Source organism: Anaerozeibacter quisquiliarum (assembly GCF_051162045.1).
In the GTDB taxonomy this organism is placed as follows: Bacteria; Bacillota; Clostridia; order Christensenellales; family Aristaeellaceae; genus Anaerozeibacter; species Anaerozeibacter quisquiliarum.
The window spans coordinates 1-13,245 of record NZ_JBISDI010000032.1 but is presented as its reverse complement, the minus strand read 5'-3'; the positions used below and the strand labels follow the sequence as shown (position 1 = coordinate 13,245).

The following is a 13,245-nucleotide window of genomic DNA, read 5'->3' as shown; positions in this document are numbered from 1 at the left end:
GCGTCTTTGAGAAAAGCTGCCTGTGCGCACTCCCCTTGCCTCCCTCTGACGCGCGCATCCTCTGGATGCACGAGAGGTGGCGCGAAGCGCCGGAGGGAGAGAAGCCTGCTGGTCGCACCGAGAAAGCTTCATCGGTGCGACCAGTCCGCGTTTCTCCCTTGGTTGCCTGTGGCCGACATCCCCCGACGAAGGATGGGCGTACCAGAAGAAGCCAAGGAAGAATCCCCTAGACGCTGTAGACACTCCCCCTGCATTACGAAACAACAGGGCCGGACTCGTCCTGAAATATAGAGGCGCTGCCCGTCGGCAGCGCCTCTATATTTCAGAACATCGGGAACGCCGCGCCGCCCCTTCACGGAGCCCGCTTCGCATTCCTATTACTCAAACACCAAATACGGCGGCGCGGAGAACGGGAGAACGTGCCTCCGGCGGCCAAGGGCTCTGCCCCTGGACCCCGCCAAAGGGTTTCACCCTCTGGACTCCCTGCACCGCTCACGCGGGCCCCCTACCCCTTACGCTTCCGCCACCCACAGCCCGTGCAGGTTGCACCAGGCGTATACGCTGACCGGGCCGTCGTCGGTCAGGCGGAACGTCGCCTTCGGTTCGCCGGTATGATCCAGCGTGACGCGCTGCGTAACCGCGCCCTGCGCCGCCGCGATCCAGCCGATGTAGTGCTCCGGGACCATCGGATGGGGCACGCTGCCCACCGAGACCGTAAGCACATCGCCCTCGCGCACGCATGCCGGCACGTGCTTCTCCTGCGCCGCGTCCGCCGTGTTGGCTTTAAGCTCGGTCATCGGCTGGCCGCAGCACACCACCGTCGGGCCCCTGTCCTCGATCATCCCCACCAGATTGCCGCAGATCTCGCACCTGAGAAACTTACGCTTGTTGTCCATGGTTCCACCCCTTTCATTCAGTAAAAAGCCGCCCGGCGCGACCGGTCAGCGGATGAACGCGCCTTTTTCCGATTCCTCAAACGCGGCCCTCAGTTCCGCCTGCGGAACGTCTCCGTGCCCGATCACGCGCACCAGGCCGCCCCCGCGCCGTTGCGCGCATGCCCCGAATCTCCTTGACAATGCGCTTCTCCATCGCATGTTCCCTGCCGGCCAATCGGCGCTCGCAGGGTACAAAGCATCCTCGATGTGCATATCATATTATGGAGTGTCGCGCTTGTCAAGAGATGCCGTTCGAACCGCGTATTGCCAAACGTGCGCCGCTTTGCTATAATTCTGGTTGTAAAAGGGGGGATTCACGATGCCGGACATGGAGGTACGCGACCTGTTCGACCTTACAAAGACGCTGGCCGCGCCGCTGTTCGAGGACGTGCGCTACCCATGGGAGGTCCTGAAGGAGATCAAGGCGTTCATACGCGCGTTGGGGGCTCGGCTTAGCCCCGACGAATATGAGCGAAAGGGCGAGGACATCTGGATCGCGCGGGATGCGTTGGTGTTCCCCTCGGTCTACATCGAGGGTCCGACGGTCATCGGCCGCGGCGCTCAAATCCGGCATTCGGCGTTTATCCGCGGCAGCGCGCTGGTGGGCGCGGGCGCTGTGGTGGGCAATTCCACCGAACTCAAGAACGTCATCCTGTTTGACGAGGTGCAGGTGCCCCACTTCAACTACGTGGGCGATTCGGTGCTGGGCTACAAGGCGCACATGGGCGCGGGCGCGATCACCTCGAACGTGCGCAGCGACAAGCGCAACATCGTCGTGCACGCCCCGGACGGCGACATCGAAACCGGGCTGCGCAAGTTCGGCGCGATACTGGGCGATCATGTCGAGGTGGGCTGCAACAGCGTGCTCAATCCGGGCACGGTGGTCGGTCCGCATTCGATCGTGTACCCCACCTCGAGCGTACGCGGCGTGGTGCCGGCGTACTCGATCCACAAGCATTCCGGCGCAATCATTCCGAGGATCATGGAGGATAGAGGCTGATGGGCAGATTGTTTGGAACCGACGGCGTGCGCGGCGTCGCCAATGAAAAGCTGACCTGCGAACTGGCACTGGGCATCGGGCGGGCCGCGGCGATGGTGCTCTCGGGCGGCAACCGGCGCAGGCCCTTGTTCGTGGTGGGTTCGGATACCCGCATCTCGTCGGAGATGCTGTCGATGTCGCTGACCGCGGGGCTGTGCTCGGTGGGCGCGGACGTGCTGGTGCTGGGCGTGGTGCCCACGCCGGCGGTGGCGTTCCTGGTGGGCAAGTACAAGGCCGACGCCGGCGTGATGATTTCGGCGTCGCACAATGCGGCCGAGTACAACGGGATCAAGATCTTCTCGGGCGACGGCTACAAACTGCCGGACGACCTCGAGGAGCGCATCGAGGCGATCGTGCTCGACAAGGTGGCCGAGCCGCTCTACCTGACCGGCGGCGACATCGGCAAGGTCACCTACAAGACCGGTGCGGTCAAGGACTACGTCGATCACCTGAAATCGACGGTGCCCTTCTCGCTCAACGGGCTTAAAGTCGCGGTGGACTGCGCGCACGGCTCGGCCAGCGCGACCGCGCGTCGGCTGTTTGAGGAGTTGGGCGCCGACTGTCACATCCTGTTCGACGAACCCGACGGACTCAACATCAATTCGGCCTGCGGCTCGACGCATATGGAGGCGCTCAGGGCCTATGTGCTCGAGCACAAATTGGATGCCGGCGTGGCCTTCGACGGCGACGCCGACCGCTGCCTGTGCGTGGACGACGCGGGCAACATCGTGGACGGCGACTTCATCATGGCCGTGTGCGCGCTCGACATGAAAAAGCGCGGCAAGCTTGCCCGCGACGCGGTGGTGGGTACGATCATGACCAACCTGGGCTTTGTAAAATTCTGCGAGCAAAACGGCATCAAGTTCGCCGCCACCAAGGTGGGCGACCGGTTCGTGCTGGAGGAGATGCTGCTCGAGGAGTACAACTTCGGCGGCGAGCAGTCGGGCCATGTGATCTTCCGCGATTTTGCGACCACGGGCGACGGCCAGCTGACCGCGGTTCAGTTGCTGTCGCAGATGCGGCGCGAGGGCAAAAAGCTCAGCGAACTGACGAGCGTCATGACCCGGTTCCCGCAGGCGATGATCAACGTCCGCGTGTCGCCCGAGGGCAAGCTCAACTTCTACACCAACCCCGACGTGCGCGAGGCCATCGACGCCGCCAAGCGCACGCTGGGCAAGGACGGCCGCGTCGTGGTGCGCGTGTCGGGCACCGAGCCGCTGATCCGCGTCATGACCGAGGGCCGGGACGAGGCGCTGATCCAAAGGACCGCCGAGGAGACCGCCGCGGTGATCCGCAGTCGGCTCGCCGACTGACGCCGGTCACGCGCATCCGGCTGCGGCCTTCCTTGGCCGCAATCGCATACTCGCCCTTCGCGCAGGTCGGCGGGCGCGTTGCGAAGGGAGGGTTGCGACCCGCCCCATCCCCTCCAGCCGGTGGCTCGGGGAATGGGGCGATGCCGGGACAAATTGTTTTATTTTGCGGGAGGGATCGGGATGAAGGTGCAGGAGTCGCGGGAGAACTACCTCGAGGCGATCTACGTGCTGGGCGAGCGTCAGGGCCATGTGCGCTCGATCGACGTGGCGGGCTACCTCGATTTCTCCAAGCCCAGCGTCAGCGTGGCGGTGGCGAACCTCAAGAGCGCGCTGCTCGTGACCGTGGACGAGGGCGGCAACCTCCACTTGACCGAGGCCGGACGCGCGTTGGCCGCGCAGGTGTACGAGCGCCACACGCTGCTGAGCCGGGTGCTGGTGCGCCTGGGCGTGGACGAGCAAACCGCCGCCGAGGACGCCTGCCGCATCGAGCACGTCATCAGTCAGGTGACCTTCGACCGGATCAAGGAATGGGCGGCGGCCTCGCTGCGTGAGGAATGATATATCGGCTGCGCCGATGTGAAATGTGCTGGGGCACATAGGCGGGTGACCGTGAAACGGCGCGGGGCGAACGCGCCCCGCGCACAAGCCCCGTAGGGGCCGTTCACGAAGTGTCGGGAAGCATCGCCCACATCGGCCCGCCCGGTTGCGCGTTAAGCGAAGCTGCGGCTATGCGACCGGCAGGTTCACCACCCCGCCTGCGGGCACCCCTCCAGGGAGGGGAATAAGCAGGTAGCCATTCCCCTCCTCGGAGGGGTGGCGCGAAGCGACGGGGTGGTGAGCCTGATGGCAGGACTCGAGAAAGCGGGTACGGGGGTTGGGTTACGCCCTGCGGGGGCCACCACCCCGCCTGCGGGCACCCCTCCTGGGAGGGGAATGGGAAGGGCCGCCCGCATAGCACGTTTGCCCGACGGCAGGCGACCGGAGATCACCCCGACGGCGGGCGCGAAGCGCCTCGCCGTTCGTTCCCTCATTCCGTCGTTCCTTTGTTCCCTTGTTTCTTCGCTCCCTTGTTTCCTCGTTCCCTCGCTTTTTCGTTCCCCCGTTCCCCTCCCCGGGGGAATGGGGGGCCGAAGCCCCCGTAACCACGCGCCCACGGGCATGTACCGGGGGCGTGAATGCGATTGCGACCAAGGGAGGCCGCAGCCGACCGACTCGCAATCGCTTCCCGTCCGCCTGCCGCCCGGGAGGCCCCGCAGGGCCGAGAGGCAGGCGGCCCCGTCACCCCATCGTTCCCCCGTATCCAATCGGACTCGAAAGATTTCCGGCCTCCCGGTCGCCCGCGAAGCGGGCAAGCGACCGGGAGGCCGGAAAGATTTTGAGGCCCCGCGCCGCGCGTCAGCGCGACGATCCGAACAACCGCTCCAGGTGCGGCCTGATGCGTCCGCGGTTGCGCATGGCTTCGGCGCTTAGGTAGGCGGTCTGGTACTGCGGGTTGCCGGGGCGCTGACGGGTGGCGATGCCGAAGTACAGCACCGCCTTTTCCACCTCGCCCAGCCGCAACAGCACCGCGCCGAACAGGTAGTTCCACTCGGCCGACCGTGTGGCGACGCGCATCAGAGCCTGCCGCGCGGCCGATAGCTGGCCCAGGCCCAACAGCTTGCGCACGTCGTCCAGCTGCTCGCGCTCGGGCGTGGTTTCGTTGACCGAGTCCATCCGCGCGGCCTGCTTGAGCGCTTCTTCAAAAGCTTGATTGATTTCCACCATCCTGCGCTCGGCCCACATGCGCTCCGGCCCTTCGCCAAAGCGATCCGGATGCCAGCGCCGGGCAAGTTCCCGGTGGGCGCGGCGAATCTCGGTGACCGAAGCGTCCTTCGAGACGCCCAGCGTTTCATGCGCTGTCGCCATGCGCGCACCCCTTTCAAGAAATTTACATCAGTATTATACACGCGGAGCGGCTCTTTGTCCACACGCTGTTGTTAAAATTCCAAGCCCCTCGCATCCGGCTGCGGCCGTTCGCGACCACCCTGTCGTTTATTACGGAATCGTGTCGGATTGGGTAAAAATGTAATATGTACGATATATTGTGTCCTATTTACAAATCCCTCCATTTGAGATACAATATATGCGGGCGGCGGGTGCGTGATGTGCGAGCCGCCGACTTATGCAAAGAGGCGAGGATATCTGTTTCCATGCACGTCAAAGCGCAAAGCCCCGGCCGTCGGCCCAAGAAACGAGCCATGCCCCGCTATTCAAAAGCGGTGATTCGCTGGCTGATTTTTTGTTTCCCGGCGGGCTTGCTGATGATGTGGAGCGACCGTTGCCGCTGGTCGCGGCAGACCAAGAGCCTGATTTCCTGCGGCATCGCCGGCGCGCTGATTGCGGTGCTGTTGCCGATCACGCTGCCGCCGCAACGCGCCGCGGGCGGCGTGCAACTGGTCAGCGCCCAGCCGGTGATCGCGATCCAGGGCCCCTGCCAGGACCCGGAGGACGTCGGCGCCTTCGAGGTCGACGTCCCCATCTCCATCAAGCCGCCGTCGGTGGTCGTGGAGCCGACGCCGGAGCCGCCCGCGATCTACGTCTACTGCAACACCGGCGGCAAGTACTACCACACTGGCAAGTGCCGCTACGCCACGAAGAAATCGGCGTACCTTTCGCTGGACACGGCGCTGGACAAGGGCTTCACCCCCTGCAAGGACTGCAACCCGCCGGCGGAGTACCCGCCCGGATAAAACGTGAAAATTGACAGGAGCGCCCGGCGCTCCTGTTTTTCCGCTCCGCGCGTTAAAATCTCCGCGACGCTTGACAGCGGAGGGGGTATGTGGTTTAATGATCGATGGTAAACATCTTTTAAGCGCGGTACAGAGATGCCGGCAAGGATCATAGGGGGAGTGGTCGGCAGACCACTTTGGGGTTCATTACCCTGTTTTGCCTTGCCCGCATCGCGGGTGAGGCATTTTTGTGCCGCGACACGAGAGGGAGGGCGAGCCCATGATGAAGTCCCATGAAGCGCACCTCGGATACCTGCCCGACGAGCGACCGCCATTTTTGAAGCTGCTGCTGTACGCGCTGCAGCAGGTGGTGGTCATGTTCCCCGCGACGGTGGCCGTGGCGCTGATTACCGGCTTCCAGGTGTCCACCACGATCTTCGCCAGCGGCCTGGCGACGCTGTGCTTCATCCTGATTACCGGGCGCAAGATCCCGCTGTACTACGGCTCGAGCTTCGCCTATCTGAACGCGGTCTCAAGCCTGATGGCGACCGAAGCCATCACGCAGAAGCTGAGCCCCGAGGCGCTCGCGCAGCTGAACGCCTGGAGCAGCCACTTGACCTCGGTGCTGCCGGGCGAGGCCATCGCCTACGCGCAGTTCGGCATCATCATGTCGGGCCTCGTGTCGATCGCGGCGGGCCTTGCGATCCGCTTCTTCGGCCGGAACGCCATCGAGAAGATCCTGCCGCCCTCGATCACCGGCTCGATCGCCATGATTATCGGCCTGACGCTGGCCGGCAACGCGCTGCGCGACGCGGCCCCGGTCGCGGGCGCGGCCGGCGTGCTGGGCGGCTCGTGGGTATGGGTGGTGTCGCTGTCTACGCTTTTGTCCACCGTGCTGTTCTCGCGCTACCTGAAGGGCTTCCTGGGCCAGCTGCCGCTGCTGCTGGGCGCCGCGGTGGGCTGCGCGGTGGCCGCTGGGCTGTACGCCGTCGGCGGGCCGGAAATGAACCTGTTTCGCGCCATCCCGGCCGAGGCGCTGTCGGCCTCGCTGTGGACGAACGGCGTACTCGCGGTGCCGGCGTTCACCCTGCCCAAGGCTTCGGCGGCGGCGGTGTTCGCGATCATGCCCATCGCGATTGCGACGATCCCGGAATCGACCGCGCATATGTACCAGCTGGACATCTACGTGAACGACGTGGCGCGCAAGAAGGGCGTCGATAAGAAGTACAACCTGATCGACAAGCTGGACCTGAACCTGATCGGCGACGGGCTGTGCGACATGGTGTCGGGCGTGGTCGGCGGGCCCGCGGGCACCAACTACGGCGAGAACATCTCCACAATGGCGATCACGCGGGTGTTCTCGGTGCCCGTGCTGGCCGCGGCGGCGGTCATCGCGATGGTGATCTCGTTCTTCACGCCGCTGATCCGGGCGATCTACGGCATCCCGATGGCGGTCATCGGCGGACTCGAGGTGTACCTGTTCGGCGCGATCGCGGCGCAGGGCATCGCGATCATGATCGAGAAGCAGGTGGACATGTTCAGCGCCAAGAACATCGCGGTCATCGCCACGATCATGACGATCGGCGTGGGCGGCCAGTACGCCTTTGGCGGCAACATCGACTTCCTCGGCCTGCAGGTGCCCTGCATCGCCGGCGCGGCGATCTTCGGAATCGCGCTCAATCTGCTGCTGAGCATCGGGGAGAAGAAGTAGGGGCGGATGGCCCGAAGCGGCCTGTCGCCTTTACGGGGGACGCGGTTTTGCGCAGCGGGGACGGACTCGTTCTGATAATATGGGGCGCGGCCCGACGGGCCGCGCCCCATATTTCAGAACATCGGGAACGACCGCACCGCCGCGGCTCGGACTCGGCGCTCCGGCTCTATCGCTTAAGCGTCGGATACGGCGGCACGGGGGGACGTTGGGTTTCCACCCCAAACCCCGCTCAGGGGCTTTGCCCTTAAGAATCCCATCATCCGCTCACGCGGGGAGGATCGCCGCTATCGCGCCGGAAAGCAGCTCTCCCTTTCCACGATCCGGCAGGGCAGTTCCACGCGCATGTGCTCGCGGTGGCCGCCACGGATGCGGTCGAGCAGCAGCAGGCCCGCCATGTGGGCCATGTCCGCGCGCGGGATGTCGACCGTGGTCAGCAGCGGGCGGGTCCGCTGCGCCGCCTCCACGTTGTCGATCGCGATCACCGCGACCGGCCGGCGCGCGCTCTCTCTGACCTCGGCCAGCGCCTCGAGCGCTCCCACGGCGGTGATGTCGTTGGCACACAGCACCGCCGTGGCCGTTTTCTCCGCGAGAACCCCCCGCATCGCCTCGGCCCCCGACGCGCGCAGTTGGTCGGTGGGCTTGACCAGCGCATAGTCGAGCGGCAGGCCCGCGTGCAGCAGCGCCTGGGCATACCCCACGTATCGCCGCTCATACGAGCAATCGCCGATGTAGGCGATTTTTTTGTGCCCGAGCGCAATCAGATGCCCGGTTGCCAGCGCGGCCGCCTTCTCGCCGTCGCACACCACCTCGTCCACGCCCGTGTCGTGCGGGTTGCGCCACAGCCCCACCAGGTTGTGGGTTTTCGCCTTGAGCCGCGCGAGCAGCGCTTCCGAGCAGCGGCCCAGGATCAGCAGGCCGTCGGGTGTTTCGAAATCCGGCAGCGCGTCCCGGGCGTACACGATCCCGGTCAGCTGCGCGCCCTGTTTGAACAGCTCCACCTCGACCGAGCGGCACAGATCCGCGAAGAATGGGTCTTCGCCCAGCGCGCGGATGCGCGCCAGCACCACCGCCACGCGCGGCCGCGCCCTGCATTGCGCACCGCCCGCGCGCAGGCCGCGCGCCCAGTCGTTGGGCGTGTATTGTATCGCGCGCGCCGCCGCCCACACGCGCTCCTTCACGGCCTCCGACGCGCTGCCCGGCCGGTCGTTCAGCACCCGCGACACCGTCGAGGGCGACACCCCCGCCATCCGGGCGATCTCCTTGAGCGACACCGCATCCTCACCCTCGACACAATCGTTTGCGTATTCTGTCCTTGAATCCATCCGAATAATACGCTATCATGACAATCGTATCACAGAATGCCCGATCCCGCAAGGGATTTCGGCATGAAATCGTTTGTGTAAACGGAGAGAAGATTATGGAGCATCTGACGAAGGCGCTGACCGGCGCGCTGGTACTAATGACATTGGCGACAGGTCTAAGCGGCTGCGGTCCGGCACAGTCGGGCGGCGCGCCCGAGGCGACAACGCGGACGATCACCAACGCCTCCTACGACCCCACGCGCGAATTCTACGCGGCCTACAACGCGCTGTTCGCGGGCCACTACGAGCGCGAAACCGGTGTGACGGTCGAGGTTACGCAGTCGCACGGCGGCTCGGGCTCGCAGGCGCTGGCTGTTGCGCAGGGGTTGCCGGCCGACGTGGTAACGCTGGCGCTGGCCGACGACATCGCGCAGGTCGAGCGGGCCGGGCTGATTGATCCGGGCTGGGAAGGCGAGTTGCCGCGCGACAGCGCGCCCTACACATCGACCATCGTGTTGCTGACGCGCGCGGGCAACCCCAAGGGCATCCGCGACTGGGGAGACCTTGCGCGCGAAGGCGTGGGCGTGATTACGCCCAACCCCAAGACCTCGGGCGGCGCGCGCTGGAACTTCCTGGCGGCCTGGGCCTGGGCCGAGGCGCAGTTCGGCGGCGATGAGCGGCAGATCGAGGCCTTCATGAAGCGGCTGTACGACAATGTGCTGGTGCTGGACGCCGGCGCGCGCGGTTCGACCACCTCGTTTGTGGAAAACGGCCAGGGCGATGTGCTGATCGCTTGGGAAAACGAGGCGCACCTGACGCTCAAGCAGCACCCGGGCGCATACGAGATGGTGTCGCCGTCGGTCTCGATCCTGTGCCAGCCCGCGGTGGCCGTGGTGGATGGGGTCGCCCGCAGCCGCGGCAGCGCGGCGGTGGCGAAGGCGTACCTTGAATACCTGTACTCGGACGAGGCGCAGCGCCTTGCCGCCGAGCACTTCTACCGCCCGTCGGACGAGGCGATCCTCGCGGCGTATAAGGACAAGTTCGATCTAAACCTCCAGATGACCACGATCGCGCACTTCGGCGGCTGGCAGGCGGCGCAAGCGCGGTTCTTCGTGGACGGGGGCGCGTTCGACCGCATCTACGAACGGCAGGCGGGCGCATGAGGAAGCGCGAAAAAACCGTCCGCGTGATTCCCGGGTTCGGGGTCAGCCTCGGCGTAACGGTCGCCATGGTCAGCCTGATCGTGCTGATCCCACTGGCTTCGCTTGCGCTCACCGCCGCGCAACTCGAACCGCGCGCGTTCTTCGAGACCGTTACACGCCCGCGCGTGGTTTCCGCTTTCGGGGTGAGCGTCGGCTGCGCGCTGCTGGCGGCGCTGGTCAACCTGGTCTTCGGCGTGATGTTGGCGTGGGTGCTGACGCGATACGACTTTCCGCTCAAGCGGCTGGCCGACGGGCTGATCGAGCTGCCGCTGGCGTTGCCGACCGCGATCGCGGGCATCACGCTGACAGCGCTGACCGCCCCGAACGGCTGGGTGGGGCAAATGTTCGGCGCGCTGGGCGTAAAGATCGCCTACACGCGCGCGGGGATTGTGGTGGCGCTGATCTTCGTGGGCATTCCGTTCGTGGCGCGCGCGGTGCAGCCGGTGCTTACGCAGCTGGAGCCGGCCTATGAGGAGGCCGCGCGCCTGATGGGCGCGGGCCGCGCGCGCACGTTCTTCCGCGTGGTGCTGCCGGAGCTTACCCCGGCGGCGCTGACCGGCTTCGCGCTGGCGTTTGCGCGGGGATTGGGGGAGTACGGCAGCGTGGTGTTCATCGCGGGCAATAAGCCGTTTTCCACGGAGATCGCGCCACTGATGATCATGGCGCAGCTGCAGGAATTCGATTATGCCGAGGCCACCGCGATCGCGCTTACGATGCTGATCATCTCGTTTGCGCTGCTGTTTACGATGAACGCCATTCAGGTGCGCGCCGCGCGACGCACCGGCGGCGCGTAGGGCGTTACCCCGCGTTAGCGGTTCAGGGAGTCCAGAGGGCAAAGCCCTTTGGCGGGGGCTTGGGGGCGGAGCCACCAACGTCCCCTCCGTCCCCGCGCCGCCGTATATGGTTCCCAATCACCGGAACCGAGCGGCTTGTTCCGGGCAAGGGCGGCGCGGCGTCCCCGATGCGACCGAAGGGAGCGAGCCCGTACCTGTTCCGTGAAGCCGGGAACCCATGCCCCGCCAGGAGTGTGCGGCGAACGCCGCCCCTCCAAGGGCGGGAACGGTCAGCCTCCCGCCACATCACATCCAATGCAAAGGAGCTCATTCATGCAAACCCGATCCTCCCCCGCCGGACGCCGCGCGCTGATCGCGCTTTGCGCGCTCTTCGTGGCGCTCTTTCTGGTGCTGCCGCTCGCCTTTGTGCTGGTTCAGGCGTTCAAGGCGGGCCTGTCGGCCTATTTTCGGCACATCGCCGACCCCTACGCCGTAAAGGCGCTGATCCTGACGCTCAAGGCGACGCTGACGGCGGTCGCGGTCAACACGGCGTTCGGGCTGTGCGCGGCGTGGACGGTGACCAAGTACGCGTTTCGCGGCAAGAAGCTGCTGACCACGTCCATCGACCTGCCGCTGTCGGTGTCGCCGGTGATCGCCGGGCTGATCTACCTGCTGACGTTCGGGCGGAACAGCCCGATCTATCCCTGGCTGACCGCAAACGGGATTCAGGTCGCGTTCGCGGTGCCGGGCGTCATGCTGGCGACGGTGTTCACCACGCTGCCCTACGTGTCGCGCGAGCTGATCCCGGTGCTCAGCGCCCAGGGCGCGGACGAGGAGCAGGCGGCGGCGCTGATGGGCGCGGGCGCATGGACGATCTTCCGGCGGGTGACCTTCCCGCACATCCGCTGGCCGCTCGCGTACGGGGTGGTGCTGTGCGCGGCGCGCGCGATGGGCGAGTTCGGCGCGGTGTCGGTGCTGTCGGGGCGGCTGCGCGGCGTGACCAACACGCTGCCGCTGCACATCGAGATACTGTATAACGAATTCCGCTACGAGGAGGCGTTCGCGGTGTCCTCGATCCTGGTGCTGCTGGCGCTGTTGATGCTCATTGCGCGCAGCCTGATCGAGCGGAAAGGGAAGGGGCGATAGCGTGTACGTAGAGTTGAAAGAAGTCAGCAAGCAGTTCGGCCGGTGCGAGGCGGCGCGGGGCGTGAGCTTTGGCGTGGAGCGCGGCAAGCTGGCCGCGCTGCTCGGCCCGAGCGGCAGCGGCAAGACCACGATCCTTCGGATGATCGCCGGGTTGGAAGCCCCGGACGCCGGACAGATTTCGATCGACGGGCGCGTGGTGAACAACCTGCCGGCGAGCGAGCGGGGCGTGGGCTTCGTGTTCCAGCAATACGCGCTGTTTCGGTATATGACGGTGTTTGACAACATCGCGTTCGGGTTGAGCGTGCAGAAGAAGTCCCGCGCCGAGATCCGAGCGCGCGTCGATGAGCTGATCGAGCTGACCGGGCTTCAGGGGCTCGAGCGGCGCTACCCCAACCAGCTGTCGGGCGGGCAGCGGCAGCGGGTGGCGTTTGCGCGCGCGCTGGCGCCGAACCCGCGGCTGCTGCTGCTGGACGAGCCGTTTGCGGCGATCGACGCCAAGGTGCGCGGGGAATTGCGCGCGTGGCTCAGGCAGATGGTGAAGCTTTTGTCGATCACGAGCATCTTCGTGACGCACGATCAGGATGAGGCGCTGGAGGTGGCGGACGAGCTGATTATCCTGGAGGACGGGCGGATGATGCAGGCCGGCAGTCCGGTGGACATCTACAAGAACCCGCGCACGCCGTTTGTGGCGCAGTTCATCGGCGGATCGGCGGTGGTGGAGGGGTACAGGCAGCTGACCGGGTTCAAGCAATACGCGCTGCCCGACCGCGCGGTGGTGCGGCCGGAGTTTGTGGAGGCGTTCAAGCGCGACAACGAGAAATTCCGCGACGTGATGGATGTGGCGGAGCCGGGGGTGGTCGAGTCGATCGCGTTCCGGGGCGGGCATCTGGAGTTGAAGCTGAAGGTCAAGGGCATGACGCTGACGACGAACCGGTCGCTGGAGCGCCGCCCGGTCGCGGTGGGTGAGCAGATGTGCGTGCTGGTCTACCGGATGTACGTGTTCGACGAAGATCGGGCGTACCTGGTGAAGAATCAGGCGCTGGCGGGCAGGACGGTGGGGGAATAGCGCACGGGACCCCCCGCGTGAGCGTGAAGGGAGTCCAGAGGGCAAAGCCCT

The 13,245-nt window shown here is 65.8% G+C and carries 12 protein-coding genes; 9 read left to right on the top strand and 3 right to left on the bottom strand.

Going from position 1 to position 13,245, the window contains the following annotated elements; translation table 11 throughout:
- Positions 1-512 precede the first annotated feature (512 nt).
- Positions 513-896: a desulfoferrodoxin family protein gene (locus tag ACH6CV_RS13540; RefSeq protein WP_456358737.1), complete on the bottom strand. Its 384-nt coding sequence runs from the start codon at positions 894-896 to the stop codon at positions 513-515.
- Positions 897-1,254: 358 nt separating this feature from the next.
- On the opposite strand from ACH6CV_RS13540, the gene ACH6CV_RS13535 reads away from it, so the two are divergent.
- The 3 genes from ACH6CV_RS13535 (at position 1,255) to ACH6CV_RS13525 (ending at position 3,845) form a co-directional block, all read left to right on the top strand.
- Complete coding sequence (locus tag ACH6CV_RS13535) at positions 1,255-1,935, top strand: acyltransferase (RefSeq protein ID WP_456358736.1); 681 nt, start codon at positions 1,255-1,257, stop codon at positions 1,933-1,935.
- Positions 1,935-3,287, top strand: coding sequence for a phosphoglucosamine mutase (gene glmM, locus ACH6CV_RS13530; RefSeq protein WP_456358735.1), 1,353 nt, complete (start codon positions 1,935-1,937; stop codon positions 3,285-3,287). The genes ACH6CV_RS13535 and glmM overlap by 1 nt, the downstream gene beginning before the upstream one ends.
- Positions 3,288-3,467: 180 nt before the next feature.
- A complete protein-coding gene (locus ACH6CV_RS13525; protein ID WP_456358734.1) occupies positions 3,468-3,845 on the top strand; it encodes a metal-dependent transcriptional regulator in 378 nt (125 codons plus the stop codon).
- Positions 3,846-4,682: 837 nt separating this feature from the next.
- On the opposite strand, the gene ACH6CV_RS13520 is transcribed toward ACH6CV_RS13525, so the two are convergent.
- Complete coding sequence (locus ACH6CV_RS13520) at positions 4,683-5,192, bottom strand: DnaJ domain-containing protein (RefSeq protein WP_456358733.1); 510 nt, start codon at positions 5,190-5,192, stop codon at positions 4,683-4,685.
- A gap of 284 nt (positions 5,193-5,476) precedes the next feature.
- Between ACH6CV_RS13520 and ACH6CV_RS13515 the strand changes: the two genes are divergently transcribed.
- Together ACH6CV_RS13515 and ACH6CV_RS13510 are read left to right on the top strand one after the other, a co-directional pair.
- Positions 5,477-6,016, top strand: a complete 540-nt coding sequence (locus ACH6CV_RS13515) for a hypothetical protein (protein ID WP_456358732.1) — start codon at positions 5,477-5,479, stop codon at positions 6,014-6,016.
- A gap of 259 nt (positions 6,017-6,275) precedes the next feature.
- Entirely contained in the window at positions 6,276-7,706 is a 1,431-nt protein-coding gene (locus ACH6CV_RS13510) for a uracil-xanthine permease family protein (protein ID WP_456358731.1), read from the top strand.
- Positions 7,707-7,990: 284 nt separating this feature from the next.
- On the opposite strand, the gene ACH6CV_RS13505 is transcribed toward ACH6CV_RS13510, so the two are convergent.
- The gene (locus ACH6CV_RS13505; protein ID WP_456358730.1) at positions 7,991-9,028 is read right to left on the bottom strand and encodes a LacI family DNA-binding transcriptional regulator; all 1,038 of its coding nucleotides are present in this window, start codon (positions 9,026-9,028) and stop codon (positions 7,991-7,993) included.
- A gap of 95 nt (positions 9,029-9,123) precedes the next feature.
- On the opposite strand from ACH6CV_RS13505, the gene ACH6CV_RS13500 reads away from it, so the two are divergent.
- From ACH6CV_RS13500 to ACH6CV_RS13485, 4 genes are all read left to right on the top strand, one after another.
- A complete protein-coding gene (locus ACH6CV_RS13500; RefSeq protein WP_456358729.1) occupies positions 9,124-10,170 on the top strand; it encodes a sulfate ABC transporter substrate-binding protein in 1,047 nt (348 codons plus the stop codon).
- On the top strand, positions 10,167-11,003 hold the full coding sequence (gene cysT / locus ACH6CV_RS13495; protein WP_456358728.1) for a sulfate ABC transporter permease subunit CysT: 837 nt from the start codon (positions 10,167-10,169) through the stop codon (positions 11,001-11,003). The genes ACH6CV_RS13500 and cysT overlap by 4 nt, the downstream gene beginning before the upstream one ends.
- Positions 11,004-11,315: 312 nt before the next feature.
- The gene (gene cysW, locus ACH6CV_RS13490) at positions 11,316-12,128 is read left to right on the top strand and encodes a sulfate ABC transporter permease subunit CysW (protein ID WP_456358727.1); all 813 of its coding nucleotides are present in this window, start codon (positions 11,316-11,318) and stop codon (positions 12,126-12,128) included.
- Position 12,129: 1 nt separating this feature from the next.
- Positions 12,130-13,194, top strand: a complete 1,065-nt coding sequence (locus ACH6CV_RS13485; RefSeq protein ID WP_456358726.1) for a sulfate/molybdate ABC transporter ATP-binding protein — start codon at positions 12,130-12,132, stop codon at positions 13,192-13,194.
- The last annotated feature ends 51 nt before the right edge of the window (positions 13,195-13,245 follow it).

What these genes read in the sequence shown, in the direction of transcription:
- ACH6CV_RS13505 (WP_456358730.1), bottom strand. Translation starts at nt 9,028, where the DNA reads ATGGATTCAAGGACAGAATACGCAAACGATTGTGTCGAGGGTGAGGAT.
- glmM (WP_456358735.1), top strand. Translation starts at nt 1,935, where the DNA reads ATGGGCAGATTGTTTGGAACCGACGGCGTGCGCGGCGTCGCCAATGAA.
- ACH6CV_RS13540 (WP_456358737.1), bottom strand. Translation starts at nt 896, where the DNA reads ATGGACAACAAGCGTAAGTTTCTCAGGTGCGAGATCTGCGGCAATCTG.
- ACH6CV_RS13515 (WP_456358732.1), top strand. Translation starts at nt 5,477, where the DNA reads ATGCACGTCAAAGCGCAAAGCCCCGGCCGTCGGCCCAAGAAACGAGCC.
- ACH6CV_RS13500 (WP_456358729.1), top strand. Translation starts at nt 9,124, where the DNA reads ATGGAGCATCTGACGAAGGCGCTGACCGGCGCGCTGGTACTAATGACA.
- cysW (WP_456358727.1), top strand. Translation starts at nt 11,316, where the DNA reads ATGCAAACCCGATCCTCCCCCGCCGGACGCCGCGCGCTGATCGCGCTT.
- ACH6CV_RS13520 (WP_456358733.1), bottom strand. Translation starts at nt 5,192, where the DNA reads ATGGCGACAGCGCATGAAACGCTGGGCGTCTCGAAGGACGCTTCGGTC.
- ACH6CV_RS13510 (WP_456358731.1), top strand. Translation starts at nt 6,276, where the DNA reads ATGATGAAGTCCCATGAAGCGCACCTCGGATACCTGCCCGACGAGCGA.
- cysT (WP_456358728.1), top strand. Translation starts at nt 10,167, where the DNA reads ATGAGGAAGCGCGAAAAAACCGTCCGCGTGATTCCCGGGTTCGGGGTC.
- ACH6CV_RS13535 (WP_456358736.1), top strand. Translation starts at nt 1,255, where the DNA reads ATGCCGGACATGGAGGTACGCGACCTGTTCGACCTTACAAAGACGCTG.
- ACH6CV_RS13525 (WP_456358734.1), top strand. Translation starts at nt 3,468, where the DNA reads ATGAAGGTGCAGGAGTCGCGGGAGAACTACCTCGAGGCGATCTACGTG.